General features: G+C 71.8%; 21 protein-coding genes. 10 read left to right on the top strand and 11 right to left on the bottom strand.

Annotated elements, in window-relative coordinates; all coding sequences use genetic code 11:
* Nucleotides 1-55: 55 nt before the first annotated feature.
* From AB0761_RS09940 to AB0761_RS09970, 7 genes are all read right to left on the bottom strand, one after another.
* Nucleotides 56-739 (bottom strand): response regulator, encoded by a 684-nt coding sequence (locus AB0761_RS09940; protein WP_377268608.1) that lies wholly within the window; start codon nt 737-739, stop codon nt 56-58.
* Nucleotides 736-3,303: a DUF4118 domain-containing protein gene (locus AB0761_RS09945; protein WP_377273990.1), complete on the bottom strand. Its 2,568-nt coding sequence runs from the start codon at nt 3,301-3,303 to the stop codon at nt 736-738. Before AB0761_RS09945 ends, AB0761_RS09940 begins: the two co-directional genes overlap by 4 nt.
* A 643-nt stretch (nt 3,304-3,946) precedes the next feature.
* Nucleotides 3,947-4,387 carry a cold-shock protein gene (locus tag AB0761_RS09950; RefSeq protein WP_377268609.1) on the bottom strand — a complete coding sequence of 147 codons (441 nt, stop codon included), beginning with the start codon at nt 4,385-4,387 and terminating at the stop codon, nt 3,947-3,949.
* A gap of 202 nt (nt 4,388-4,589) precedes the next feature.
* Nucleotides 4,590-5,393: an FkbM family methyltransferase gene (locus AB0761_RS09955; protein ID WP_377268610.1), complete on the bottom strand. Its 804-nt coding sequence runs from the start codon at nt 5,391-5,393 to the stop codon at nt 4,590-4,592.
* Nucleotides 5,394-5,605: 212 nt separating this feature from the next.
* A complete protein-coding gene (locus AB0761_RS09960) occupies nt 5,606-6,172 on the bottom strand; it encodes a hypothetical protein (protein ID WP_377268611.1) in 567 nt (188 codons plus the stop codon).
* Nucleotides 6,173-6,547: 375 nt separating this feature from the next.
* Nucleotides 6,548-7,486: a hypothetical protein gene (locus tag AB0761_RS09965; protein ID WP_377268612.1), complete on the bottom strand. Its 939-nt coding sequence runs from the start codon at nt 7,484-7,486 to the stop codon at nt 6,548-6,550.
* A gap of 56 nt (nt 7,487-7,542) precedes the next feature.
* On the bottom strand, nt 7,543-7,896 hold the full coding sequence (locus AB0761_RS09970) for a WXG100 family type VII secretion target (RefSeq protein ID WP_377268613.1): 354 nt from the start codon (nt 7,894-7,896) through the stop codon (nt 7,543-7,545).
* 140 nt (nt 7,897-8,036) lie between these two features.
* Between AB0761_RS09970 and AB0761_RS09975 the strand changes: the two genes are divergently transcribed.
* The 4 genes from AB0761_RS09975 (at nt 8,037) to AB0761_RS09990 (ending at nt 14,835) form a co-directional block, all read left to right on the top strand.
* A complete protein-coding gene (locus AB0761_RS09975; protein WP_377268614.1) occupies nt 8,037-8,891 on the top strand; it encodes an HAD family hydrolase in 855 nt (284 codons plus the stop codon).
* A 256-nt stretch (nt 8,892-9,147) separates the two neighbouring features.
* A complete protein-coding gene (locus tag AB0761_RS09980) occupies nt 9,148-11,367 on the top strand; it encodes an NADP-dependent isocitrate dehydrogenase (RefSeq protein WP_377268615.1) in 2,220 nt (739 codons plus the stop codon).
* A 263-nt stretch (nt 11,368-11,630) separates the two neighbouring features.
* The gene (locus AB0761_RS09985; RefSeq protein ID WP_377268616.1) at nt 11,631-13,700 is read left to right on the top strand and encodes a glycosyl hydrolase family 28-related protein; all 2,070 of its coding nucleotides are present in this window, start codon (nt 11,631-11,633) and stop codon (nt 13,698-13,700) included.
* A gap of 364 nt (nt 13,701-14,064) precedes the next feature.
* Nucleotides 14,065-14,835, top strand: coding sequence for an isocitrate lyase/phosphoenolpyruvate mutase family protein (locus tag AB0761_RS09990; protein WP_377268617.1), 771 nt, complete (start codon nt 14,065-14,067; stop codon nt 14,833-14,835).
* A gap of 14 nt (nt 14,836-14,849) precedes the next feature.
* On the opposite strand, the gene AB0761_RS09995 is transcribed toward AB0761_RS09990, so the two are convergent.
* A complete protein-coding gene (locus AB0761_RS09995) occupies nt 14,850-15,716 on the bottom strand; it encodes a DinB family protein (protein WP_377268618.1) in 867 nt (288 codons plus the stop codon).
* Nucleotides 15,717-16,023: 307 nt separating this feature from the next.
* On the opposite strand from AB0761_RS09995, the gene AB0761_RS10000 reads away from it, so the two are divergent.
* The 5 genes from AB0761_RS10000 to AB0761_RS10020 all read left to right on the top strand — a co-directional run bounded on the left by AB0761_RS10000 (nt 16,024) and on the right by AB0761_RS10020 (nt 21,249).
* Nucleotides 16,024-16,431 carry a cold-shock protein gene (locus tag AB0761_RS10000; protein ID WP_377268619.1) on the top strand — a complete coding sequence of 136 codons (408 nt, stop codon included), beginning with the start codon at nt 16,024-16,026 and terminating at the stop codon, nt 16,429-16,431.
* A gap of 1,151 nt (nt 16,432-17,582) precedes the next feature.
* Nucleotides 17,583-17,759 carry a hypothetical protein gene (locus AB0761_RS10005; protein ID WP_377268620.1) on the top strand — a complete coding sequence of 59 codons (177 nt, stop codon included), beginning with the start codon at nt 17,583-17,585 and terminating at the stop codon, nt 17,757-17,759.
* Nucleotides 17,760-18,158: 399 nt separating this feature from the next.
* Nucleotides 18,159-19,361, top strand: a complete 1,203-nt coding sequence (locus tag AB0761_RS10010; protein ID WP_377268621.1) for an acyl-CoA dehydrogenase family protein — start codon at nt 18,159-18,161, stop codon at nt 19,359-19,361.
* A 49-nt stretch (nt 19,362-19,410) separates the two neighbouring features.
* The gene (locus tag AB0761_RS10015) at nt 19,411-20,196 is read left to right on the top strand and encodes an electron transfer flavoprotein subunit beta/FixA family protein (protein ID WP_377268622.1); all 786 of its coding nucleotides are present in this window, start codon (nt 19,411-19,413) and stop codon (nt 20,194-20,196) included.
* An 84-nt stretch (nt 20,197-20,280) separates the two neighbouring features.
* Nucleotides 20,281-21,249, top strand: coding sequence for an electron transfer flavoprotein subunit alpha/FixB family protein (locus AB0761_RS10020; protein WP_377268623.1), 969 nt, complete (start codon nt 20,281-20,283; stop codon nt 21,247-21,249).
* 99 nt (nt 21,250-21,348) lie between these two features.
* Here the strand turns inward: AB0761_RS10020 and AB0761_RS10025 are convergent, their stop codons facing one another.
* From AB0761_RS10025 to AB0761_RS10035, 3 genes are all read right to left on the bottom strand, one after another.
* Complete coding sequence (locus AB0761_RS10025; protein WP_377273991.1) at nt 21,349-22,020, bottom strand: TetR family transcriptional regulator; 672 nt, start codon at nt 22,018-22,020, stop codon at nt 21,349-21,351.
* A 251-nt stretch (nt 22,021-22,271) separates the two neighbouring features.
* A complete protein-coding gene (locus AB0761_RS10030; protein WP_377268624.1) occupies nt 22,272-22,829 on the bottom strand; it encodes an adenylate kinase in 558 nt (185 codons plus the stop codon).
* Nucleotides 22,830-22,915: 86 nt separating this feature from the next.
* Nucleotides 22,916-23,824: a carbohydrate kinase family protein gene (locus AB0761_RS10035; RefSeq protein ID WP_377268625.1), complete on the bottom strand. Its 909-nt coding sequence runs from the start codon at nt 23,822-23,824 to the stop codon at nt 22,916-22,918.
* 577 nt (nt 23,825-24,401) lie between these two features.
* Between AB0761_RS10035 and AB0761_RS10040 the strand changes: the two genes are divergently transcribed.
* Nucleotides 24,402-25,067: a ThuA domain-containing protein gene (locus AB0761_RS10040; RefSeq protein WP_377268626.1), complete on the top strand. Its 666-nt coding sequence runs from the start codon at nt 24,402-24,404 to the stop codon at nt 25,065-25,067.
* Nucleotides 25,068-25,114: the final 47 nt, after the last annotated feature.

Raw genomic sequence — 25,114 nt, forward strand, 5'->3', positions numbered from 1 at the left:
AAGCCGGGCGGGGAGGGACGGCTCATCCGGCCGAGGACCCGACGCGCCCCCGGGGCTACGGCTCGAAGCGGTAGCCCATGCCCGGCTCGGTGACGAAGTGCCGGGGCCTGGAGGGGTCGGCCTCCAGCTTGCGGCGCAGCTGGGCCATGTAGACGCGCAGATAGTTGGTCTCGGTGCGGTAGGCGGGCCCCCACACCTCCTGGAGCAGCTGGGTCTGGCCGACCAGCCGGCCGCGGTTGCGGACCAGGACCTCCAGCAGATGCCACTCGGTGGGGGTGAGGCGGACGTCCGCCTCGTCCCGGCGGACCTTCTTGGCGGCCAGGTCGACGGTGAAGGTGTCGGTGGCCACCACCGCGCCCTCGCCGGAGCCGGTGACGGGTTCGGCGCGGCGCACGGCGGCGCGCAGCCGGGCCAGCAGCTCGTCCATGCCGAACGGTTTGGTGACGTAGTCGTCCGCGCCGGCGTCCAGGGCCTGGACCTTCTCGTCGGAGGCGTGCCGGGCGGAGAGCACGATGATCGGCACCCTGGTCCAGCCGCGCAGCCCGCGGATCACATCGGCGCCGTCCATGTCGGGCAGGCCGAGGTCGAGGACGACCACGTCCGGTGGGCGGGCCGCGGCCAGCCGCAGGGCGCTCGCCCCGTCCTGGGCGGCGTCCACCTCGTACTTGCGGGCCTTGAGGTTGATCACCAGGGCGCGGATGAGCTGCGGTTCGTCGTCCACCACAAGGACCCGGGTCATGGGGTGTGCGCTGCCTTTCGGGTGCTGTCGGAATCATCGGACACGGGCGCCGGCCCGGCCACCGGCAGGGAGAAGACCATGGTCAGGCCACCGCCGGGGGTGTCCTCGGCGGTGAGCAGGCCGTCGGTGGCCTCGGTGAAGCCGCGGGCCACCACCGCCAGGCCCAGGCCGACGCCGGCCCCGCGGGGTGCGTCGCCGTACCGCTGGAAGGGCTCGAAGACCCGTTCCTTGGCACTGTCGGGGACCCCTGGCCCGCGGTCGGTCACCCGCAGCTCGACCCGGTCGCCCTCGGGCAGCCGCAGCATGTCGGCGCGGACCACCACCGGCACTCCGGGCGAGCTGTACTTGACCGCGTTCTCCACCACATTGGCCACGGCCCGTTCCAGCAGTCCCGCGTCGGCGAGAACCAGCGGCAGCCCCTCGGCGGAGCTGAGCTGCACCGCCCCCGGGTCCACCCCCACCAGCGCCGCCGGGACGATCTCCTCCAGGTCGACCGGCCGCGCCAGCGGGGCGACCGTCCCGGTCTGCAGCCGGCTCATGTCCAGCAGGTTGCCGATCAGATGGTCCAGCCGGTCCGCACCCTCCTCGATCCCGGCCAGCAGCTCGGCCTCGTCCTCGGCGTCCCACTCCACCTCGTCCGAGCGCAGTGAGCTGACCGAGGCCTTGATCCCGGCCAGCGGGGTGCGCAGATCGTGCGAGACGGCGGCGAGCAGGGCGGTGCGGATGCGGTTGCCCTCGGCCAGCCGGCGGGCGTCGGCGGCCTGGGCGGCGAGCCGCTGCCGCTCCAGGACCGCCGCGGCCTGGGCGGCGAAGGCGCCCAGCACCCGCCGGTCCTCGGCCGGCAGCACCCGGCCGCTGAGCGCCAGCGTCAGCTGCTCCCCCACCGGGACGTCCACCTCGGCGTCGTCCGGACGGGCCGCCGGGTGGGGTCCGACCCCGGCCACCCGCTGCCAGGCGCCGCGGTCGCCGGACCGCTCCAGCAGCGCCGCGGACTCGGTCTGGAAGGTCTCCCGTACCCGCTCCAGCAGCGCGGGCAGGGTGTCCTCGCCCTGCATGGCACTGCCGGCCAGATGGCTCAGGGTCTCGGCCTCCGCCCGGCTGCGGGCAGCCTGCTGCGCCCTGCGGGCCGCCAGGTCCACCACGGAGGCCACCGAGATGCCCACGGCGACGTACACCACCAGCGCCAGCAGGTTCTGCGGATCGGAGACGGTGAGGGTGTGGGTGGGCGGCGCGAAGTAGTAGTTCAGCAGCAGCGAGCCCAGCAGCGCCGCGGCGATCGCCGGGAAGACCCCGCCGGCCAGTGCCGCCCCCACCGTCAGGGTGAGGAACAGCAGCAGTGCGGTGGGCAGCCCCGGGCTGCCCGACGCCCGGGTCAGCAGCAGGGTCAGCAGCGGAGGACCGCCGCAGCCGATCAGCCAGCCGGCGGCGGCGCGGACCCGTCCCAGCTTGACCGGCAGCCGTCCGGGCAGCCGGGGCCGGCCGCCGGCGGCGTGCTCATGGGTGACGATGTGGACGTCGATGTCCCCCGACTCGCGGGCCACCGTGGCGCCCACCCCTGGGCCGAAGGCGTACTGCCAGCCGCGGCGGCGGCTGGAGCCCAGCACGATCTGCGTGGCGTTGGCGCCGCGTGCGAAGTCCAGCAGCGCGGTGGGGACGTCGCCGCCCAGCACCGAGTGGTAGCTGCCGCCCAGGTCCTCCACCAGGCGCCGCTGCTCGGCCAGCTCCCCGGGTGAGACGCCGACCAGGCCGTCGGACCGCACGATGTGCACGGCCAGCAGTTCGCTGCCCGACCCCTTGGCGGCGATCCTGGCGGCCCGCCGGATCAGGGTGGCCCCCTCGGGGCCGCCGGTGAGCCCCACCACGATGCGCTCGCGGGCCTGCCAGGTGGCCGCGATGTGGTGCTCGGCCCGGTAGCGCTGCAGATACTCGTCCACCCGGTCCGCGGTCCACAGCAGCGCCAGCTCGCGCAGCGCGGTCAGATTGCCCGGCCGGAAGTAGTGCGACAGGGCGGCGTCCACCTTGTCCGGCGCATAGACGTTGCCGTGCGCCAGGCGGCGGCGCAGCGCCTCGGGCGACATGTCGACCAGCTCGATCTGGTCGGCGCGGCGGACCACCTCGTCGGGGACGGTCTCCCGCTGCCGCACCCCGGTGATGCCCTCGACCACGTCGCCCAGCGACTCCAGGTGCTGGATGTTCACCGTGGAGACCACGTCTATGCCGGCCTCCAGCAGAGCGTCCACGTCCTGCCACCGCTTTGCGTTGCGGCTGCCCGGGACATTGGTGTGCGCCAGCTCGTCCACCAGGGCGAGGGCGGGCCGGCGGGCCAGCACGGCGTCCAGGTCCAGCTCGGTGAAGGCGGCGCCGCGGTACTCCAGATGCCGCCTGGGCACCGTCTCCAGGCCCGCGAGCAGTTCACGGGTGCGGGGCCGGCCGTGGTCCTCCACAAAGCCGATCACCAGGTCGGTGCCCCGGGAGGCCCGCCGGTGCGCCTCGCAGAGCATGGCGTAGGTCTTGCCCACTCCGGGTGCTGCCCCGAGGTAGATCCGCAGCCTGCCGCGTGCCATGTGTGCCATTCCCGATTCCGCCGACCCTGCGGGCAGTCGCGCTGCCCGCCGCCCTGAGCGTACGACCGGGAAAGTTGCCTCGGCCTGCCGGAGGCCTGCGGGCGGTCAATCTTGGCGCCATCTTGACGGCCGAACCGGTGACCAGGGGCGACCGGCGGCGGGCCGGTAGGGACACCGTTCGTCCCGGACCGCTCTCCGGGCGGCCTTCTGCTGCGGGCGCCTGCCTGTGCGTCCGGCGCCTGGTGCGGGGCCCCGGCGGTGCGGCCGCGGCACCGGGCCGCGGCCGCACACCGAAGCGGTGGCGCCGCGGCCCTTCCGGTCGGCGAGCCCGCACCTTGGAGGGCGACGGAGTCGCGCCCCGGCCACCGCGGTGATCAGTACTTCCCGACGGGACAGCAGAGTTGACAAACCGTCACCACCAATGACGCCGCAGCCGTAGCACTACATCTGTTCACTCAATGGCCCGGCCCCGCCATGCCCGTTCTGTCCGCACAGCTCCACCCGCACAAGCAGACCGCGCCGGCCTTCCACGAGGCAGCCCTCGGCTTTCCCGGCGGTCGGCTCCAGGAGGCCGGTCATGACCGCGGCCGTCGGCCACGCCCGACTCCGCCGCGCCCCCGTCAGCGACCGGCCCCAAGGCATCTCAGCCCTCGGCCCAGCCGTGGCTCTTTCCGAACTGCACCAGCTCGCGGCGGATGGACAGGATCTGCTCCCCGGTGAGCGACGGCGCGGCCCGCAGCAGGAGCTCGGTCACATCCGCGGTGTACTCCTCCACGGTGAGCACGTCGCACATCGGATCCTCGCCGTCCACCACCTGGCGGGCCGCCGGCGGCGCAACCGCCGGAGCGGCCATCGGCGGTGTGAGCGGGCTGCCGTCCGGGCCCTTGGCGAGCCTGACGGACAGCGCCTTGAGCCCGCGGTCGCCGTCCTCGATCTCGAACTCGACGGCGAGCCCGGAGCGCACATACGCCTCCGGGATCAACATGTCGTTCACATGCAGAAACACATCCTCCCCACCGTGGTCGGGAGCGATGAACCCATAACCCCGTGCGCCGTCGAACCGCACCACACGACCAGCAACCACAACAACCCCCAGAGCACATCGGGCCCCTTGCCCGACCCATGGAGCGGATCGTAACGCGATCCGTGTCCACGGAGGCACCTCGCTCCCGCGGCGCCGCCGACGGGGTGCGCCGGGGGTCCCGCGGGCCTGCGGCGCCCGCCCGCGGGAGCGGCGCAGCGGGCCCGCACCGCAGCACCACGGCAGGACCGCCACTGCCGTCCCGTCAGCCCAGCGGCACCGGGCGGACGCTGAACAGATAGTTGCGGCAGGCTTCCACGACCTCCGCAACACCCGTCCACCTGCCCCGCTGCCAGCGGTACATCGCATAGTCGAGATCGGTGAGCCGGCCGACCAGTTCCGCGGCCTTGGTCTCGTACTTCTGCAGATGACGGTCCTCGATCTCCAGCAGCAGCGCAGGGCGGTCGCGCAGCAGCGTGCTCCGGGCGCCTGCCAGCACCGCGCCCTCCGCACCCTCGACATCCGCCTTGATGAAGTCGACCCTCCCGAGCCTGAGGCGATCGCAGAGTTCGTCCACGGTCCGCACCCGGACCGGCACCGGCCGGGAGACGGCGAACTCGGTGTTGGGACCGGGCCCCGAGGAACCCTCGGTGAGATAGGCGCGCCCGTGCACGGGCAGCAGCCGGCGCCGCGGGAGGCTCATGGTGCCCTGGTGCGAACGCTCACCGAGGGCGGTGCGGTGCACGGTGACATTGCCGCAGCCGAGCACCGCCGCGGCAGCGGAGAGCCAACGGGCCGGTCCGGGCAGCGGCTCGAAGCTGTGCACCGCGCCACGCGGCCCGGCGAGCGCCGACAGGGTCCAGGTGTAGAGGCCGTACTCGGCGCCGATGTCCAGGCAGACGGCGCCCGGCCGCACCAGCGGACGCAGACCTGCCAGCTCCGCCTCCACGCACGGCCAGCGGTCGGCCGCCCAGCGCAGGGTGCGGGCCACGGAGGTGGCCCGCACCCCGGGGTACCGGGTGGCGCCGGATCGTGCGCCTGGGCGCTTCGGTGTGGGGTTGTTGCTCATGGGCGGGTGACCCTCCAACAGACCGCTGATCGGATTACCAGCTGGTCGGAGGGGGTCCGGCCCAGGCTGAGCGGCTCCCTTTGATCATGCCAAGGGAAGCTGCCGATCCCCGGCAGTACAGACGGGGCGCGTCCCGGCCCGCGAAGGGAGGACTCGCCCCGCCCGCCGGAGCAGCGGGCCGGTGCGCCCGGTGGACTGTCGCCGCCCCCCGCTCAGCAGTCCCCGAGCGCCGGGCAGACGGGGCTCTCCAGGGCCTTGAGCACCACCGCGTCGGAGGGGGCGGACCATGCGTGGGTCGGCTGGTCCGACCAGAGGGCGAGTTCGACCACAGCCCGGCCGGTGAGCGAGAGGTACTGGTGCAGGGTGTAGCTGCCGCCGCCCGACTCCGGGACGGTGACGGTCGCGGCCAGGTGCTCATTGCCGCCGTCGCCGCCGTTGGCGGTCACCCGCACCTTGGCGCCGGGGATGCTCTGTACACAGGCGTTGAGCTCGTCCGCCAGGCCCTGGTAGAGGCCCGCGGCCAGTTGCGCCCCCACACTGCTGCTGCCGGGGAAGTGGATGACCGTCTGCTGGACCTGCCAGTCCGCGTAGTTCTGGTCGGGCCCGGCGAGATGGGCCTGGGCCGCGGGGCCCTTCCAGTCGCCCAGGTCGTTCGACGGGTCACGGGTGGACATGCAGAGCTGCTCGAACTCGAACCGCGGGTTGTGCACGGCCTGCGCCGCGGCGGCCGGGGCACCCCAGTGGTAGAGCGAGGCCATCGGGATGCCGTCCGCCGCCATCCACACCGAGGCCGGCAGCCCCGCGGCACCGGCGGCCGGCGGACTGCCGCTCCCGGGGGCGGCACTGGCGGACGGGAGCTGCGCCGGCGGCGGCGAGGCCTCCGTGGAGTCCTCCGCCGTCGGGCTTGCGGGTGCCGGGCTCGACGGCGCCTGGGTCGACGGCGCGGCCGCAGTCGCGGAAGGGGGAGCCGAGGCCGACGGGGAGTCGGGACTGCGGTCAGGCAGCCGAGCGAGACGAGCAGGGCGGTTGCGGCCGTGATGCCGGTGGTGGCGCGGGACACGAAGATGACCGTTCCTCAGATCGGTGGTGCCGGGACATGGTCGGAGTTCAGGGCAGGCGGCCCGGGACCGGGAACCGCCTGCCCCGATCGGCCGTCAGTAGCCGCGCGGCGGACGGCTCGGGTCCGCCTGCTGGACCTGCGAGGCCAGGTTGGAACCGTCACGGCTCACGTGGTAGCGGGACATGATGTAGTTCATGGACGCCGAGCAGTTGGCGACCGGGTCGTAGATGTCGGTCGACGTCCCGGGCTGGTGGTACTCCGCGAAGGTGCCGGGGATGCACTGCCAGCCACCGCGGGAGGACCGCGCGGGTGCGCCGTCCGACATCGGGGCGCCGACGGCGTTCACATCGCCCTTGTTGACCTGGTAGTGCGGCGAGTTGTACGCGGACTCACGGGAGGCGATGGTGAGCATGCCCTGCATCCAGCGGGCCCGCGCCTGCGGGTCGGTGATGCCCAGCTTGTCCATCGCCTGGTTGATGTAGTCCTCGCAGGCCGCCTTGCCGCCGTTCCACGACCCGGCGCCGCCGTAGGTGACCTGTGAGACCGGGATCTTGGCGGCATCGGTCCTGGTGCCGTCCGGGGCACCGCTCCCCTGGTGCCCGCCGCTGCCGTCGCCGCCATGGGTGCCCCCGGTCGGTCCGGGCTTGGGCGAGGGAGGCGGCGGGGTGGGCTTGGGCTGCTTCTTCATGCCCTCGGCGATCTTCTTCTCGGTCGCCTCGTACTCCTCCCGGACCGCCTTGATCTTCTCGGCGTCCTGGGCCATCTCCTCGGTGAGGCGGTCCTTGTCGGCCTGGAGGCGCTTGGTCGCCGCCTCGATCTGCCGGACGTCGTCGAGCACCTGGTAGGCCACCGCGAACCCCGGCAGCCCCGCGACCGTACTGGACGCCAGGTCGACGGCGGTCGCTCTGGCCAGCGTGGCGCGGATCTGCCCCATGCGCTGGCTCATCTGCTCCAGACGGGAACTGACGGATCGCCAGTCCGCCTCGATCCTGGCGAGTTCCTGCATCTGAACGCCGAACTGATCACTTGACATACCGCTGTGACACCCCCGTGTGCTCCTGTGTGACCGACCGCTGCGACGCGGCCGGCTCAGTAGACGTCGGCCAGCCGATCGACCGACCGGCCGAGCGCCGACAGATCGTCGGCCACCCCGTTGATCTCCGTCACCCGGCCCTGCGCGACGCCGACGAAGGCGTCCGACGCCTGGCCGTGCCAGGTGAGCTTCCCCAGGGTGCCGTGGATCTCCTGGGCGAGCGCTTCCATCTCCTGGCTCATCTCGGACAGTTCAGCGGCGATGCGGTGCAGATCCCCCTCCCCGCCGCCGAACATCCGGGTCAGCGCCCAGTGGGCGATCTCCGCCGGCGCCATCACGATGTCCTCGCCGGCCTTCACCACATCACCGGCCACATGCTTTGCGTCGTTCCAGACGTCCCCGAGTCCCATCCTGCTCCCCCGTGCGTGTCCGACACTGCCGGACAACGAGGCTAACGAACCCCGGGCGGCTCGGGGAGACCGCCCTCGCACCCCGGGCAGGGCGATCTGGCAGGGTGGCCGCTGACCTGCCAGGGAAGAGGAAGCAGCGGATGTCTCACACGACCATCGAGGGCGCACGGCCCCGGCTCGGCCTGGTGGCCACCGATCTGGACGGAACGCTGCTGCGCAGCGACGCCACCGTCTCGGCCCGCACGCTGGCCACCCTGGGCCGGCTGGCCGGGCGGGGCGTCGTCCATGTGATAGCCACCGGCCGCCCGGCCTCCGGCTGCGCCCCGTTCTTCGAGGCCCTCGGCTACCGGGGGCTGGCGGTGTGCGGTCAGGGCGCCCAGGTCTACGACGCCGGCCGCGGAGTGCTGCTGTCCAGCGTCGGCCTGGACCGGGACGCCGCCCGTACGGTGGTCGCCCGGCTCACCGCCGGGATCGGGCCGGTGGACCTCGCGGTGGTCACCTCGGGGCTGGACGGCGAGTTCGTGATCACCCCGGGGTTCAGCCAGGGGGACGAGCGCGAACTGGCGCCGTTCCGGCTGACCTCGCGCGAGCAGCTCTGGGACGCCCCCGTGGACAAGGTGCTGCTGCGCCATCCCACCCTCTCGGACGCCGACCTGGTGGCCGCGGCCGAGCGGTGCTGCATCCCGGGGCTCACCGTCACCCACGCCGGCCCGCGGATGGTGGAGCTGCTGCCCACCGGCTTCGACAAGGCCAGCGGGCTGGCCACGGTGGCGACCTCCCTCGGCCTGGGCCCGCAGGACGTGGTCGCCTTCGGCGACATGCCGAACGACATCCCGATGCTCGCCTGGGCCGGTTACGCGGTGGCGATGAGCAACAGCCACCCCGAGCTCAAGGCCGTCGCCGACGAGGTCGCACCGCATCACGACGAGGACGGCGTGGCCGCGGTCCTCGACCGGATCCTCGACGAGGGCGCCCGGATGCCCGCCCGGCACTGAGCGGCCGCCGGTGCGTCCTGCCCGGCGCCCCCGCCGGCGGGGCCTGTGCCGGGGTGCCCGGCGAGGCCGGGGCCGGGGCCGAGGTGCCCGGCGAGGCCGGGGCCGGGGTGCGCGGTGGCCGCCGGGCTGCGGCCGTACGCTGGCCGGGGCCCCTCCGGCCGCCGTCCGCGCATGCGGGCAGGTCCCTGTCGAGAGAAGTCCGCTCACGGGATATCTTGATGTCGAGCAATGTTGCAGACGTGGAGCGGAGCACCCGGTGACTGACTCGACCATCATCTATACGCACACTGACGAGGCCCCGGCCCTGGCGACGTATTCGTTCCTGCCCGTGGTCCAGGCGTATGCCTCGAAGGCCGGGGTCAGTGTGGAGAGCCGCGACATCTCCCTGGCGGGGCGGATCATCGCCGGCTTCCCGGAGTACCTGGAGGAGGGCCAGCGTATCGATGACGCCCTTGCCGAGCTGGGCGAGCTGGCCAAGACCCCCGGGGCGAACATCATCAAGCTGCCGAACATCTCGGCTTCGATCCCCCAGCTGAAGGCGGCGATCGCCGAGCTGCAGCAGCAGGGCTACGCGCTGCCGGACTACCCGGACGACCCCAAGAGCGACCAGGACCGGGGCGTCCGCGCGCGCTACGACAAGGTCAAGGGCAGCGCCGTCAACCCGGTGCTCCGCGAGGGCAACTCCGACCGCCGCGCCCCCGCCTCGGTGAAGAACTACGCCAAGGCGCACCCGCACCGGATGGGCGCCTGGAGCTCGGACTCCCGGACCAACGTCGCCCACATGGACGCCGACGACTTCCGCTCCACCGAGAAGTCCGCGGTCATCACCGAGCCGGGTGCGCTCCGTATCGAGCTGGCCGGCGACGACGGCACCACCACGGTGCTGCGCGAGTCGGTGCCGGTGCTCGCGGGCGAGGTGGTGGACGCCTCCGTGATGCGCGTGGCGCCGCTGCGCGAGTTCCTCGCGGCCCAGGTCGCCCGGGCCAAGGCCGAGGGTGTGCTGTTCTCGGTGCACCTGAAGGCCACCATGATGAAGGTCTCCGACCCGATCATCTTCGGCCATGTGGTGCGGGCCTTCTTCCCCAAGACCTTCGCCGAGCACGGTGAGGCGCTGGCCGCGGCCGGCCTGACCCCCAACGACGGGCTCGGCGGCATCCTCAAGGGCCTGGAGTCGCTGCCCGGCGGCGCGGCGGTCAAGGCGTCCTTCGAGGCCGAGCTGGCCGACGGCCCGGCCCTGGCCATGGTCGACTCCGACCGGGGCATCACCAACCTGCACGTCCCCAGCGACGTGATCGTCGACGCCTCCATGCCGGCCATGATCCGCACCTCCGGCCACATGTGGGGCCCGGACGGCCAGGAGGCCGACACCCTGGCGGTCCTGCCGGACAGCAGCTACGCCGGCGTGTACCAGGTCGTCCTCGACGACTGCCGGGCCAACGGCGCCTTCGACCCGGCGACGATGGGCTCGGTGCCCAACGTCGGCCTGATGGCGCAGAAGGCCGAGGAGTACGGCAGCCACGACAAGACCTTCGAGATCCCCACCACGGGCACGGTGCGGGTCGTCGACGGCGCCGGCAACACGGTGCTGGAGCAGACGGTCGGCGCGGGCGACATCTTCCGCATGTGCCAGACCAAGGACGCCCCGATCAAGGACTGGGTCAAGCTCGCCGTCTCCCGCGCCCGCGCGACCGGCAACCCGGCCGTGTTCTGGCTGGACGAGGGCCGTGCGCACGACGCCAACCTCATCGCCAAGGTCCGGCAGTACCTCCCCGAGCACGACACCGAGGGCCTGCAGATCGAGATCAAGTCCCCGGTGGAGGCGACCGCCTTCTCCCTGGAGCGGATCCGCCGCGGCGAGGACACCATCTCGGTCACCGGCAACGTCCTGCGTGACTACCTGACCGACCTGTTCCCGATCCTGGAGCTGGGCACCAGCGCCAAGATGCTCTCCGTGGTCCCGCTGATGAACGGCGGCGGCCTCTTCGAGACCGGCGCCGGCGGCTCCGCGCCGAAGCACGTCCAGCAGCTGGTCAAGGAGAACTACCTGCGCTGGGACAGCCTGGGTGAGTTCCTCGCGCTCGCGGTGAGCTTCGAGCACCTGGCGCAGACCACCGGCAACGCGCGTGCCCAGGTGCTCGCCGACACCCTGGACCGGGCGACCGCCACCTTCCTCAACGAGGACAAGTCGCCGAGCCGGCGGCTGGGCGGCATCGACAACCGCGGCAGCCACTTCTACCTGTCGCTGTACTGGGCCCAGGAGCTGGCCAAGCAGACCGACGACGTGGAGCTCGGCAAGGCGTTCGCGGCCCTGGCCGCGACGCTCGCCGAGCAGGAGAAGACCATCGTCGACGAGCTGATCGCGGTCCAGGGCTCGCCCGCCGAGATCGGTGGCTACTACCAGCCCGACCCGGCCAAGGCGGCCGCGGTGATGCGTCCGTCGGCCACCTTCAACGAGGCCGTCGCAACGCTCGGCTGACCTGTTCGCCTGCGGACCGCCCGGTCCGCGCCCGATCCGCCCCGGCCGGCACACCGCCAGCCGGGGCGGTTCTCTGTCCGCACCGCGACCGATGCAACAGATTGCACATGGACGCAAGAAAGTGAGGCTTGGTCGCAGATCATCGGCATAGGCATGGAAATCTTCCGCATGAACCTTGTGGGGGGAAGCGCGGCAGCCCTAAGGTCGGCTCACCCGTCACGCCCGTCCTGCCGGTTCGCCCTGCCGAGAGAATCGAGCCCGCCATGCCACGGAGCACCACAGGAGACCCGACGAGACCGCCGCGCGGGCCGCTGCGCAGGGTCGCCGTCCTGGTCGCGGCAGCCACCGCGGCCGCCGTCGGCCTCAGCACCGTGCCCGCCGGCACGGCGTCCGCCGGTACGGGTGCGGGCCGGACTGCGGCCCCTGCGGTGACCCGCGCCGCCCTCACCCCGTCACTGGTCGCCGGACGCGGCGCCCGGGTCGACATCGCCGAGCAGGAAGCGGAGAACGCCGCAACCGACGGCACGGTCATCGGGCCCGACCGCACCGCCTACACACTGCCCGCCGAGGCGTCCGGCCGTAAGGCGGTCGCGCTGAAGCCCGGCCAGTACGTGGAGTTCACCCTGCCGAGCGCGGCCGACGCGATCACCGTGCGGTACAGCATCCCGGACGCCCCGGGCGGTGGCGGCACGACCGCTCCGCTCGATGTCACGGTGGACGGCGGACACCGCACCACCATGCGTCTGACCTCACAGTACGCCTGGCTCTACAACCTCTATCCGTTCTCCAACGACCCGGACGCCGGGGTGCTGCACCCCGACTGGTGGATCACCGAGTGCTCCTGTGTACCGGGCGCCACGACCCCGGCCCCGGTGATCCCGACCCCGTTCCGCCCCAACCACTTCTACGACGAGCAGCGGCTGCTGCTCGGGCGCACCTACCATGCGGGCGACCGGGTGCGGCTCGCGGTCCCCGCCGGGAGCAGCGCCGGCACCACCGTCATCGACCTGCTGGACTCCCAGCTGGTCGGCGCGCCGCGCATCGACCCCCTCGCGGTGAACATCCTGGCGTTCGGCGCCGACCCGACCGGCCACCGGGACTCCGCCGACGCCGTCGACCGGGCGATCGCCTTCGCGGTCCGCACCCGCCTCAAGGTGTATCTCCCGCCGGGCACCTACCAGGTGAACCGCCACATCGTCGTCGACAACGTCACCATCGAGGGCGCCGGCAGCTGGTACACGATCATCAAGGGCCACCAGGTGGACCTCGCCACCCCTGCGCCCGACAGCTCGGTACACACCGGGGTCGGCTTCTACGGCAAGGACGCGTCCGCGGGCGGCAGCCACAACGTCCACCTCTCCGGCTTCGCGATCGAGGGCGACGTCCGCGAGCGCATCGACACCGACCAGGTGAACGGCATCGGCGGCGCGATGAGCGACTCCACCATCGACGGCCTCTACATCCACCACACCAAGGTCGGCATGTGGTTCGACGGCCCGATGAGCAATCTGCGGATCACCCGCAACGTCATCGCCGACCAGATCGCCGACGGCATCAACTTCCACACCGGGGTCACCGACTCGGTGGTGTCGGACAACGTCATCCGCAACACCGGCGACGACGCGCTGGCCATGTGGTCCGAGAAGACCGAGGACGCCCGCGACACCTTCGACCACAACACCGTGCAGACACCGGTGCTCGCCAACGGCATCGCCGTCTACGGCGGCACGGACAACACGGTCTCCGCCAACCTGGTCGCCGACCCGATCCGCGAGGGCAGCGGCATCCAGGTCGGTTCCCGGTTCGGCGCCGAGGCGTTCACCGGGCACCTGTGGATCACCGGCAACAGCACGGTCCGGGCCGGCACCTATGAGCTCAACTGGAACATCGGCCTGGGGGCCATCTGGTTCTATGCGCTGGAGAAGAACATCGCCGCCGACATCGAGGTGGTCGGGGACGACTTCCTGGACAACACCTACAACGCGGTGATGCTGGTCGCCGACTTCCCGGTGAAGGACCTGTACTCCATCGACAACGTCCACTTCAGGGACATCAGGGTCGACGGCACCGGCACCTCGGTGGTCAGCGCCCGGGCAGCGGGATCCGCCACGTTCCAGAACATGGACGCCCGCAATGTCGGCGCGGTGGGTGTCAACAACTGCGGGTCCTTCCACTTCACGCCCGCCGGTTCGGAGTTCGCCCTGACCGACCTCGGCGGCAACGACGGCGGCGGCACGACCGGGCCCTGGCTCGCCTCCTGGGAACTGCCGAACACCATCACCTGCGACGACCGCCCGCCGGTCGCCGCTCCCCCGGCGCCGTCCCCGTGGTGATCCCCGGGTGGCGGGCGGCCGCTGCTCCTCCAGCGCGCCGTCGAACGCCCGGGATCAGCTGAACTGACGGCCCGTCGCTCCGGGTCGCGCCGATGGCGCGACCCGGAGCGGTGCCGTCGGACCACCGGCGGGCAGCCCGGTACCGACCGGGGCGCCCACCCGGTGGCGGGGTTCTCGCGACACCGCTGCGGGGGCGGACCGGTATGCCGCTCGGCGCGGCCCCGTGGGTGGCATGCTGCTGACCCGGACCCCGCGCCGGCCGGGCACCATGCGGAGCCCGCCTGCTGGGTCCCGCACCGCGGACGGCACAGCGGCCCGCCCCCGCGGCGGCGAGCACCGGCCCACCGACCAGGGAGCAGCAGCCATGTCCTTCCGTGCACTCCACTACGGCGAGACACCCCTGGTCCTCCCCAACGCCTGGGATGTCCCCTCCGCCCTCGCCTTCGTCGACGCCGGGTTCCCGGCGGTCGGCACCACCAGCTTCGGGGTCTCCTCCGCGCTCGGCCGCCCGGACGGCGCCCGCTCCAGCCGGGACGCCAACCTCACCCTGGCCCGCCGGCTGGCACCGCTGCCCGTCCATGTCAGCGTCGACATCGAGGACGGCTGCGCCGACGAGCCGGAAGCGGTCGCCGAGTACGCCGCCGCGCTCGGTGTGGCCGGAATCAACATCGAGGACAGCACCGCCGAGCGGCTCATTCCGCCGCAGGCGCACGCGGCGAAGATCGAGGCCGTCAAGGAGCGCAGCCCGGAGCTGTTCGTCAATGCCCGCGTCGACACCTACTGGCTGGGCCAGGACGCCACCGTGGAGGCGACCCTGGAGCGTGCCACCGCCTATGTCGAGGCCGGCGCGGACGGCATCTTCGTGCCCCTCGCCCAGGACCCCTCCGTCCTGCGCGAGCTGGCCGCAGCAATCCCCGTACCGCTCAACGTGCTGGCCGTGCCGGGTCTGACGGTGCGGCAGCTGGGCGACCTCGGTGTGCGCCGGGTGAGCACCGGGTCGCTGCCGTATCGCGCCGCCGTCCTCGCCGCCACCGAGGCGGCCGTCGCCGTCCGTGACGGCCGCACCCCGCCGGTCGCGGCGCCCTACTCCGACCTCCAGTCCCGTCTTGTCGACCACGCCCGCCGGACGGGCTGACCCGCTCCGGCCGGCTACCTGGGCGCGCCGGTGAGGCGAGCGGCGATCCGGCGGATGTCCAGCAGATGGTGGCGTCCCTCGTGTGCGGCCTGGCGGATGATCCACAGCACGCTGCGCTCCTCTCCGGGCAGCCGGGTCGCCGTGCGGTACCACTGGTGGGTCTGCACGGTCTCGGCCAGCTCCGCGAAGAGTTCCGCCCGGTGGGCCAGGTCGGCGAGCACCGCCTCGGGGTCCTGCCCGTTGTGGTCCTCCTCGGCCGCCCGCCGGTCGTTGCGCATCGGTTGCAGGACGGGACGCTCCTCGGCGAGGGTCCGGCTGAGGCGCTCGTGGTAGACCGCGAAGACATCGCGGGCATGGCAGGCGTACTCCAGGATCGACCAGGTGCCGGGCTCCGGCCGTTTCCTCAGCACCGAGGCGGCCGCACCGCGGAGTACGGCGCGATAGCGGGCGGGGCACTCGCGCACCGCCGCCGCGGCGGCGGCCGATGTGGTCGCGAGATAGTCCATCGCGCAGTCGCGGCAGACATGGTCCTCGGCGGGCAGCGGTGGCACCCGCCGGAGTTCGGCCGCCCAGCTCCGGGACCACCGCATCAGCGGGCGCAGCGCCCGATGGGCCTCCTGGCCCAGGGGGGTGAGCAGATAGCTGCCGCCCGGCCGCCGCTCCACCAGCAGGGCGTCGTGCAGTTCGGCCAGCCGCTGCCGCAGCACGCTGGAGGACATGTTGTCGCAGCGCTGCTGCAGTGGTCGGAACCCCAGCGGGCCCTGCTGGAGCTCCCAGAGGATGCGCAGGCTCCAGCGGCGTCCCAGCAGATCGAGGGCGGCCGTCACGGGCCGCCCGTCGGTCGAGTCGCGGACCGGTCGGCCCGGCTTCGGTGAAGGCATCTCCTGTGGCCCTCTCTGAGGTCAGCCCCCGCCGTCGCCCCGGTTCCAGAAAACCTAGCAAGGGCAGGCAGGTCGGATTCAGAAGCAGCGCGGACTTTCCCCTGTCCGGCCGACCACGGCGCACGGGGTCGCACCGGGTCCACCCCGACGCCCACGCCCACGCCCGGCGGTGTCCGACGCGGCGGGGAAGGTCTCACCATCCGGCGTCGTAAGGGCCGCCGGCTGACATCCGTGCCGCTGGATTCCGGTGAACGCTATGCTCCGTTTCAAGATCTTCGAGCAAGTGGCTCGACTGTACGGGGGCGGCGTGGTTACTGGTCGTGTACTGCGGTTCGACAGCACTCGGGGTTATGGATTCATCGCTCCCGACGAGGGCGGCGACGATGTTTTCCTGCATGTGAACGACCTGCTGATTCCCGAGTCGTCTGTGCGTGCGGGCCTGACGGTGGAATTCGAGGTCGAGGAGGGCGACCGCGGACTCAAGGCGTCCTCGGTGCGGCTCGCATCCGCAAACCGGGCGCCGGCGGCACTCGCCGCGGGTTCGCCGCCAAGGAGCAGCGAGGCGTTCTGCGATGTGCTCGGTGTGGAGGAGTACACCCGGGAGGTGACCGAGCTGCTGCTTGCGGCGGCACCGTCCCTGACGGCCGACCGGATCTTGCGGATCCGCAGTGAGCTCGTGCAGTTCGGCAGGAGCCACGGGTGGACCAAGGGCTGACAGACGATGGCAGCAAGCGACGGGCCGGGTGTCCTCGACACCCGGCCCTGTGTCCGTCCGCAGTGTCCGTCCGCAGCACCGCCCCGGGCGGAGTGGCGCGGACGGGTGACGTCTGCTCAACGGAGCTCACGTGGCCACCGCTGTCGCGCGCCGCGGCAGTGGCTCATGGCTCCCTGCCCCGGGGGTTGTGGGGAGGGATCCATGAGCTGTGGCCAGGGCCTGGGCAGGCCTTTCCGCTACGAGCGCGATCTGGCAAGATCCGCGGTCGGGGGCGCATGTGCACATAACGATCCTGGCCCCGGACGGAGCGGAAGATGATCAGATGGCGACCAACGCGATGGTCGGCGCGGCACTGGGTTCTCCTGGCCGTCGTCCTGGCGCTGAGCGCGGTCGTGGCGTCGTTGGGCAGTCATCCATGGTGGCTGTGCGCGGCCATCATTGCCTGGGTGTCCTTGATGAACCTACTACCGGTCCCGGACCTCTCCTCCTGGGTCCAAAGGCGGCAAGCGCCGCAGGCGCACAACGATGGTGACGACGGGGAAGCATCGCGATGAACGCGGCAGTCAGCCGCGGAACTGAAGTGGCGCCCGGCTGCGGACAGAGGTAAAGCCCCTGGTGCATGGGGCGTTCGGCGGCAACGTGCAGTTCCTGTCCGCGCCGGACAGCACGCGCTGTGGGTCTCCGACGTCGAGCCCGGCTCAACGCCCGACATCACAGCTGCCCGCATTCACGCCCTCCCCGCGCTGTACAAGGCCGCGGCCCGGCGGGCCGCGCACCCTGGCCGACAAGCGCCGCATGGTGCCGGGATCCCCGTCCTCAGCCCGGTCCGCCGCCCGAAGCGCCAGTCCGAGCAGGCGCTGCACGCCGACATGAGAACCACCAACAGCCTGATCAGGGCCGTCCGAGCCCGCGGCGAACGCGCCGCAGCCGGGCTCAAGCAGCGCCGGCACACGCTGCAGCACGGCACCATCGGCCCGGCCGGATCGGCGATATCGCCCGCGCCGCCTCCGTCCTCAACGGAATAGGGAAGTGACCACCGCCGAGAAAACCTCAGTGACCGCGCAGACCGCCCTGGAATGTGCGGGATCCGAACGTCGGCATCGACTCCGGGGCGAAAGACATGCGCTGCTCGGACGCCGCTCCATGCACAGGTGATCGAGCGCCGGGGCGAGGACATCGACACCGGCCTGGACCGGCTGTCCTGCAGCCTCGCCAGGCACCGGGCGCCGGCACCCGAGGGGCTCGCCGATGCCCTCCTCGCCGATATGAAGGCCTCCGGCGACCACAGCCTCGACGACACGGCCCTCGTCGCCGTCCGGCTGTCCTGACCGGGCCCGGCCACCGAGGCCCTGCGGCGCTCACCACGGTCCCGCAGGCGGTACCTGCCGTGCGGGAACAGCTGCGGGACCGGCGACGGTAACGGTGGCCGGGGCGTGGGGCCCCATCCACGGGGCCGCGATCCGGCGCAGCACCCGGCGGGGCCCTGGTGTGCATGCGCGGGTTGATCGCCGCCGTACCGGGCGGCCGAGGAGCGGTGCGAGCGGCCCAGGGTGATGGGCGGCATCTCATTCCCCGCCGAGAAGGAACCAAGCCCCTCGGCAGGGACCATCCCGTTCGGTCCGTCGTAAATCCCCTGGTGAGCGGTCCCCGCGCATGTGCCCTGCACCACCCGCACTAGCCATTTGGCACGCAGTGTGGTCTATTGAGGGTACTCAGTTCTCTACAACATGACCGTGTTCCGTGGCCCGAGCGGCGCGGGACGGACTGGAGCACCCGCCATGGACAGGGACTTCGACCTTTTCCGCATCTCTGAGGAGCACGAGATGCTCCGTGACGCCGTACGGTCGCTGTCCGAGGCGAAGATCGCCCCGTTCGCGGCCGAGGTGGACGAGGAGGGACGGTTCCCGCAGGAGGCCCTGGAGGCCCTGCAGGCCAACGACCTGCACGCGGTGCACGTCCCGGAGAGCTACGGCGGCGCCGGCGCGGACGCCCTGGCCACCGTGATCGTCATCGAGGAGGTCGCCCGGGTCTGCGCCTCCTCCTCACTGATCCCCGCCGTGAACAAGCTGGGCTCGCTGCCCGTGCAGCTCTCCGGCTCCGAGCAGCTCAAGACCCGCTACCTGGGCGCCCTGGCCCGCGGCGAGGGCATGTTCTCCTACTGCCTGTCCGAGCCCGAGGCCGGCTCCGACGCCGCCGGGATGAAGACCCGCGCCGTCCGCGACGGCGACACCTGGGTCCTCAACGGCGTCAAGCGCTGGATCACCAACGCCGGCGTCTCGGAGTACTACACCGTGATGGCCGTCACCGACCCCGACAAGCGCTCCAAGGGCATCTCCGCCTTCGTGGTGGAGAAGAGCGACCCGGGCGTCACCTTCGGCGCCCCGGAGAAGAAGCTGGGCATCAAGGGCTCCCCCACCCGCGAGGTCTACTTCGACGACGTCCGCATCCCCGCCGACCGCATGATCGGCGCCGAGGGCACCGGCTTCGCCACCGCGATGAAGACCCTGGACCACACCCGGATCACCATCGCCGCCCAGGCCCTGGGCATCGCCCAGGGCGCCCTGGACTACGCCAAGGGCTACGTCCAGGAACGCAAGCAGTTCGGCAAGGCCATCGCCGAGTTCCAGGGCATCCAGTTCATGCTCGCCGACATGGCCATGAAGCTGGAGGCCGCCCGCCAGCTCACCTACGCCGCCGCCGCCCGCTCCCAGCGCCTGGACGGCGACCTCACCTTCTTCGGCGCCGCCGCCAAGTGCTTCGCCTCCGACGTCGCCATGGAGATCACCACCGACGCCGTCCAGCTCCTCGGCGGCTACGGCTACACCCGCGACTACCCGCTGGAGCGCATGATGCGCGACGCCAAGATCACCCAGATCTACGAGGGCACCAACCAGGTCCAGCGCATCGTCATGGCCCGCAACCTCCCCTGACGGTCCCGGACCGCCCCGACCGACGTATAGAGAGAAAGGAGCAGACACCGTGAGCTTGAGGATCGTTGTCTGTGTGAAGTACGTGCCCGATGCGACCGGTGACCGTCGGTTTGCGGAGGATGCGACGACCGACCGTGAGTCTGTGGACGGGTTGCTGTCGGAGCTGGACGAGTACGGCGTGGAGCAGGCGCTGCGGATTGCCGAGGCCAGTGGTGATGCCGAGGTGACGGTGCTGACGGTGGGGCCGGACGATGCCAAGGACGCGTTGCGCAAGGCGTTGTCGATGGGTGCGGACAAGGCCGTGCACGTGAACGACGACGACATTCACGGCAGTGATGTGATGGCCACGTCCGCGATTGTGGCTGCGGCGGTGGAGAAGACCGGGTTCGACCTGGTGGTCTGTGGGATGGCGTCGACCGACGGGACGATGGGTGTGCTGCCGGCGCTGTTGGCCGAGCGGTTGGGTGTGCCGCAGGTGACGCTGCTGTCGGAGGTGGCGGTGCGGGACGGTGTGGTCACCGGTCGGCGGGACGGGGACAGTGCCACCGAGCAGGTGCAGGCCGCGCTGCCGGCGGTGGTCTCGGTGACCGACCAGTCCGGTGAGGCCCGCTACCCGTCGTTCAAGGGCATCATGGCGGCGAAGAAGAAGCCGGTGGCGTCGTTGGACCTGGATGATCTGGGCATTGATGCCGAGGCGGTGGGTCTGGCCGGTGCGTGGAGTGCGGTGGACAGTGTCACTGCCCGCCCGGCGCGTACCGCGGGCACGATCGTGAAGGACGAGGGCGAGGGCGGCAAGCAGCTCGCGGAGTTCCTCGCTGCGCAGAAGTTCGTCTGAGCGGAAGTTCGTCTGAGCACGAGTTCGTCTGAGTCGTCCCGCTGTCCGCCCCTGCGGCGTTCACATCTCTGGAGAGTTTGAGCAATGGGTGAAGTCCTTGTCCTGGTCGATCATGTGGACGGCCGGATTCGCAAGCCGGCGCTGGAGCTGTTGACTCTGGCGCGTCGTATCGGTGAGCCGGCGGCGGTGGTGCTGGGTGCGGGTGAGGGTGCCGCGGCGGTGGCGGCCAAGGCCGCCGAGTACGGTGCCGTCACGGTGTACACCGCTGATGCGCCGGAGTTCGCGGAGTATCTGATTGTGCCGAAGGTCGATGCGTTGACGCAGATCGCTCGTGCGGCGGATGCGGTGGCGGTGCTGGTGACGTCCTCGGGGGAGGGCAAGGAGATCGCGGCGCGGGTGGCGTTGCGGCTGGGTTCGGGGGTGATCACCGATGCGGTGGACCTGCGGGCCGGTGAGGGCGGGCCGGTGGCGACGCAGTCGGTGTTCGCGGCGTCCTTCCAGGTGGACTCGCGGGTCTCCCGTGGGGTGCCGGTGATCACGGTGAAGCCGAATGCGACCGGTCCGGAGGCGGCGCCTGCGGCGGGTGCGGTCCAGGCCGTGGTGGTGGAGTTCTCCGCCGGTGCTCGGGGTACCAAGGTGGTCTCGCGTACCGCGCGGGTCTCCTCGGGGCGCCCGGAGCTGACCGAGGCGGCGATCGTGGTCTCCGGTGGCCGTGGTGTGGGTGCGGCGGAGGGCTTCGGTGTGGTGGAGGAGCTCGCGGACGCGCTCGGCGCGGCGGTGGGTGCCTCGCGTGCCGCGGTGGACGCGGGTTGGTACCCGCACACCAACCAGGTCGGCCAGACGGGCAAGCAGGTCTCCCCGCAGCTCTACATCGCCAACGGTATCTCCGGGGCCATCCAGCATCGGGCCGGCATGCAGACCTCCAAGACCATCGTCGCCGTCAACAAGGACCCCGAAGCCCCCATCTTCGACCTCGTCGACTTCGGCGTCGTCGGCGACCTCTTCCAGGTCCTCCCCCAACTCACCACCGAGATCAAGGCCCGCAAGGGCTGACAGGCGGTGGGTCGCAGTTCGGGCGCATGACGTGAGGAGCCGGTCGGCAGCTGCCGACCGGCTCCTCACGTCCGTGCCCACCGAAGGAACGGGCGGCTCTCACTCCGGGCCGAGACCGGCCTCCACATCGCGGACCACCCGCCACATCGGGGTGCGGCGCCTGGTGATGACGATGACCACGTCGTCCTCCTCCTCCGGGCTGCCGGAGGGGGACTGCCCGGAGGCCCAGGCGGCGGTGACATAGGCGAGGGCGTGGTCCGCCTCCGCCTCCGCATCCCCCTGGCCGTTGGCCCGCAGCCAGGAGCGCAGCGCATGGTTGTGCGCGGCGACCACCGACGCGGCGACGACACTGGCCCGCAACACACCGTCGCGGCGGGCGGCGAACCGTCCGCGCAGATACTCGGCGAGTGTGTGCTCATAGCGCCGGACGACCGACAGCTCATAGGTGCGCAGCCCGGGGACCTTCTTGGTGAGCCGGTAGCGCTGGACCGAGAAGGTGGGGTTCTCCGCGTACATCCGCAGCACCAGCCGGGCCGCGTCGCAGACCCGGACGACGGGATCGTCGGCGTCCTCGCTCTCCTGGAGGAAGGCGGTCATGTCGGCCAGAACCTGTTCGTGGTCCGGGAAGACCACGTCCTCCTTGGAGGGGAAGTAGCGGAAGAACGACCGGCGGCCGACACCCGCCAGGGAGACGATGTCGTCGATCGTCGTCTGCTCGTAGCCGCGTTCCAGGAACAGCTGGAAGGCCGCCGCGATCAGGGCGTCGCGCATGGCGGGCTTGGCGACGCCGGCCGTGGCCGCGGCATCGGCCTTACGCGCGTTGGTCATGGCGTGAACCTAGCACCATCGTTCCGGGAGGGCACTCAGTGCGCTCCATGTGAGGCATCAAGTGCTGCATATCACCTATTCCGGTGATCGGACCGCGCCTGCGCACCCGGCAGGCCCGCCGTTCCGTTCGGAGCGCTCGGCCGCCCCCGTCCACGACCGTGATCAACTCAGGCGGGCCCAGCGCTGCCCCTGGACTAGGGCGCGTCGGCCCTGCGGGCACAGACCCGCTCACCGCGGGAGGTCGCGGAGCCAGCCGCGGGCCTCCCGTGCCGTGTGCAGCCGGACGGCGGCGATGTGGGGGGTTCGGCCAGCCGTGCGGCCAGGGCGTCCCGCTTGGCCGCATGCCGGATCCACGCCTCACGCACCGGGTGGTCGGGCTCGAACAGCAGGCCCCGCCAGGTCTCGCGGTTGCCGTTCCACAGCACGCGCCTGGAGGTCACCCGGGCGAGCGAGCGGCGTACGACGCGCCACATCACCGTCCGGCGCGGCAGGTCGAGCCAGACCAGGGTGTCGGCGCGGGACCAGAGCAGGCTGCCGAGCACGCTGGAGTACTGCTCCTCGCACACCCATCGCGGGCCCGCGCTGAAGCGGGCCACCTCGTCCTCGAACTCGATGCGCTTCACCCAGCCCGGGCCGTGGTGCAGGGCGTCGAGCTCCACCCGGGGCAGCCCCAGGCGTGCGGCGATCGCCGTCGCCATCGTGGTCTTGCCCGATCCTGAGATCCCGGCGACGATCACCCGTTCCATGGCCATACGCCGCACCGTACCCGGCTCCTGCGCCGGCACCGGGCCGGCAGCAGCATCCGTGTGCCCACGGGTCCCGGTCAGGGGTGCCCGGGTCAGACGGCCGCCGGGGTGTCCATCAGGCCGTCGAGCTCCGGCCGGGTGATCAGCCGCTCATGGGTGCCGCGCGTGGTGCAGGCGAAGGCTCCCGAGAGGGAACCGGCCCGGACGCACCGGTCGATCGGGAGGCCCTTCAGCCAGGAGTCCATGAAGGCGGTCATAAAGGCGTCGCCCGCCCCGTTGCTGTCGACAACCGGGGCCTCGGGAGCGAGGGCGGGGAAGTGCCGGGCATCGGGTCGGGTGCGGGTGGCGACATAGCAGCCGTCGGCCCCGTCGGTGGCCACCGCGACCTTGGCACGGCCCCGGTCGAGGATGTCGCGGAGGATCTTGGGTGCCTGGTCGCCCACGGTGGCGGCACTCATGAAGACGATGTCGCAGCCGTAGGCGAAGGGGACGGCCCACGGGTCGCGCCCGTCCCAGGCGTGCACGTCGGTGGAGACGGTGACGGCGGCGCTGTGGAGGTCGGGCAGCAGGTCCCGGCAGAGGCTGCCGCCGGAGATGTGCGCATGCCGGGAGTCCGCGAGGAAGGGCCGGTAGAAGTCGGCGGGCATGCGCAGCTCTTCCGGGTGGCGACCGTCGTAGAAGGAGAACCGCCGGCCGTGCCGGTCGACGAGATTGACGCTGCGAGGGGTTCCCGCGGGGGCCGGCAGGGAGCTGAAGTCCAGCCCCACGGCCCGGTACCGGGCCCGGATGAGGTCGCCCTGGTGATCGTCCCCGATGAAGTCGATGAACTTGGTGGCCAGGCCCAGGGCATGGAAGCCGAGCGCGGCGCCGTTGCCGGCGTGGGCGACATAGTCGCGGATCGGCGGGACGCACACGGAGTCGCTCTGCGGAATCTCCAGGTCCGCGACCTGGACGATGGTGTCCACCCCGGAGCCGCCGATCACCAGCACGTCATGGGTCATGCTTTCCTCCGGGCCTGAAAACGCGGTGCACTCATGGCTGGCGACGGGGCCGGCCTGCGCGACGCCGGGCGGCCTTTCCGTCGATCACTGAAAATTTCAGCAAGATTATTCAAGCGTATCGACTGCCGGTCCACCAGAGTTTTCGGCAACGGTGGTCAACAGGCCTGCGGAGTGGACCCGTTTGCGCGGTGAGAGGCCCAAACGGTGGCCGCCCGCGGAAGCGGACGCCCGCCGGACCTGCCCCCGAAGGCCCGGGGAAGGGCACCCCGGGGAAAGCGCTTGCCCTGCTCCGGCCTGCGTATCTTGCACGGCCCTGCGGGCCGCCACTACGTTGGGAAACCTCCCGGGCAGCAAGCCGTTGCGGCCGCTCGAACCCTCGGCGGCATCGCCGGCGGAGCCACCCGGCCAACAGGCCGGCTTGCGCTGCGCCGACCGCAGCGGCGGCTGCCGCGGAGCCAGGCCGCCGGGTCACCGGCGGCGGCCACTGAGTGAAGGGGCGTCAACTGCCGTGCACAGCGGGGCCGATGCAAACACAGGAACACCCGGGCCCCGGCCTGGCGAGGCGACCACCCCGAAGGTGCTGGTGTTCTCCCGTACGACGGGCTACCGCCATGACTCCATCCCCGCAGGTGTGGCGGCCTTCCGGGAACTGGGCACCGAGCACGGCTTCTCGGTGCACGCCACCGAGGACCACCGGGTCTTCACCGAGGAGTCGCTCGCGGGGTACGCCGCCGTGGTCTTCCTCTCCACCAGCGGCGAGGTGCTCGACGACACCGGCAGGGCAGCGCTGGAGGGCTTCGTCCGCGGCGGCGGCGGCTTCGCCGGTGTGCACTCCGCTTCCGGTACCGAACCCGACTGGCCCTTCTACGGTGAGCTCGTCGGCGCCCGCTTCGCAGGGCATCCCGAGATCCAGGCCGCGGCGCTGACCGTCGAGGACCCGGACCACCCCGCCACCGAACACCTTCCCCGGCTCTGGGCCTGGACCGACGAGTGGTACAACTTCGCCGGCAACCCCCGGCCGTCCGTGCGGGTGCTCGCCTCCGTCGAGGAGAGCCGCTACCGGGGCGGGACCATGGGGGCGGACCACCCGCTCGTCTGGTGCCGGCCGGTGGGCGCCGGCCGTTCCTTCTTCACCGCGCTGGGGCACTGCGACGAGGCGTATCTGACCCCGGAGTTCCGCCGGCATCTGCTCGGCGGCCTGCTCTGGGCGGCCCGGCTCATCGACGGGGAGCAGCAGCGCTGACCCGACTGCACGGCCGCTCCCCGCAACGTATATGACGCCCCATCACC

Source organism: Peterkaempfera podocarpi, from assembly GCF_042466665.1.
Classification (GTDB): Bacteria; Actinomycetota; Actinomycetes; order Streptomycetales; family Streptomycetaceae; genus Peterkaempfera; species Peterkaempfera podocarpi.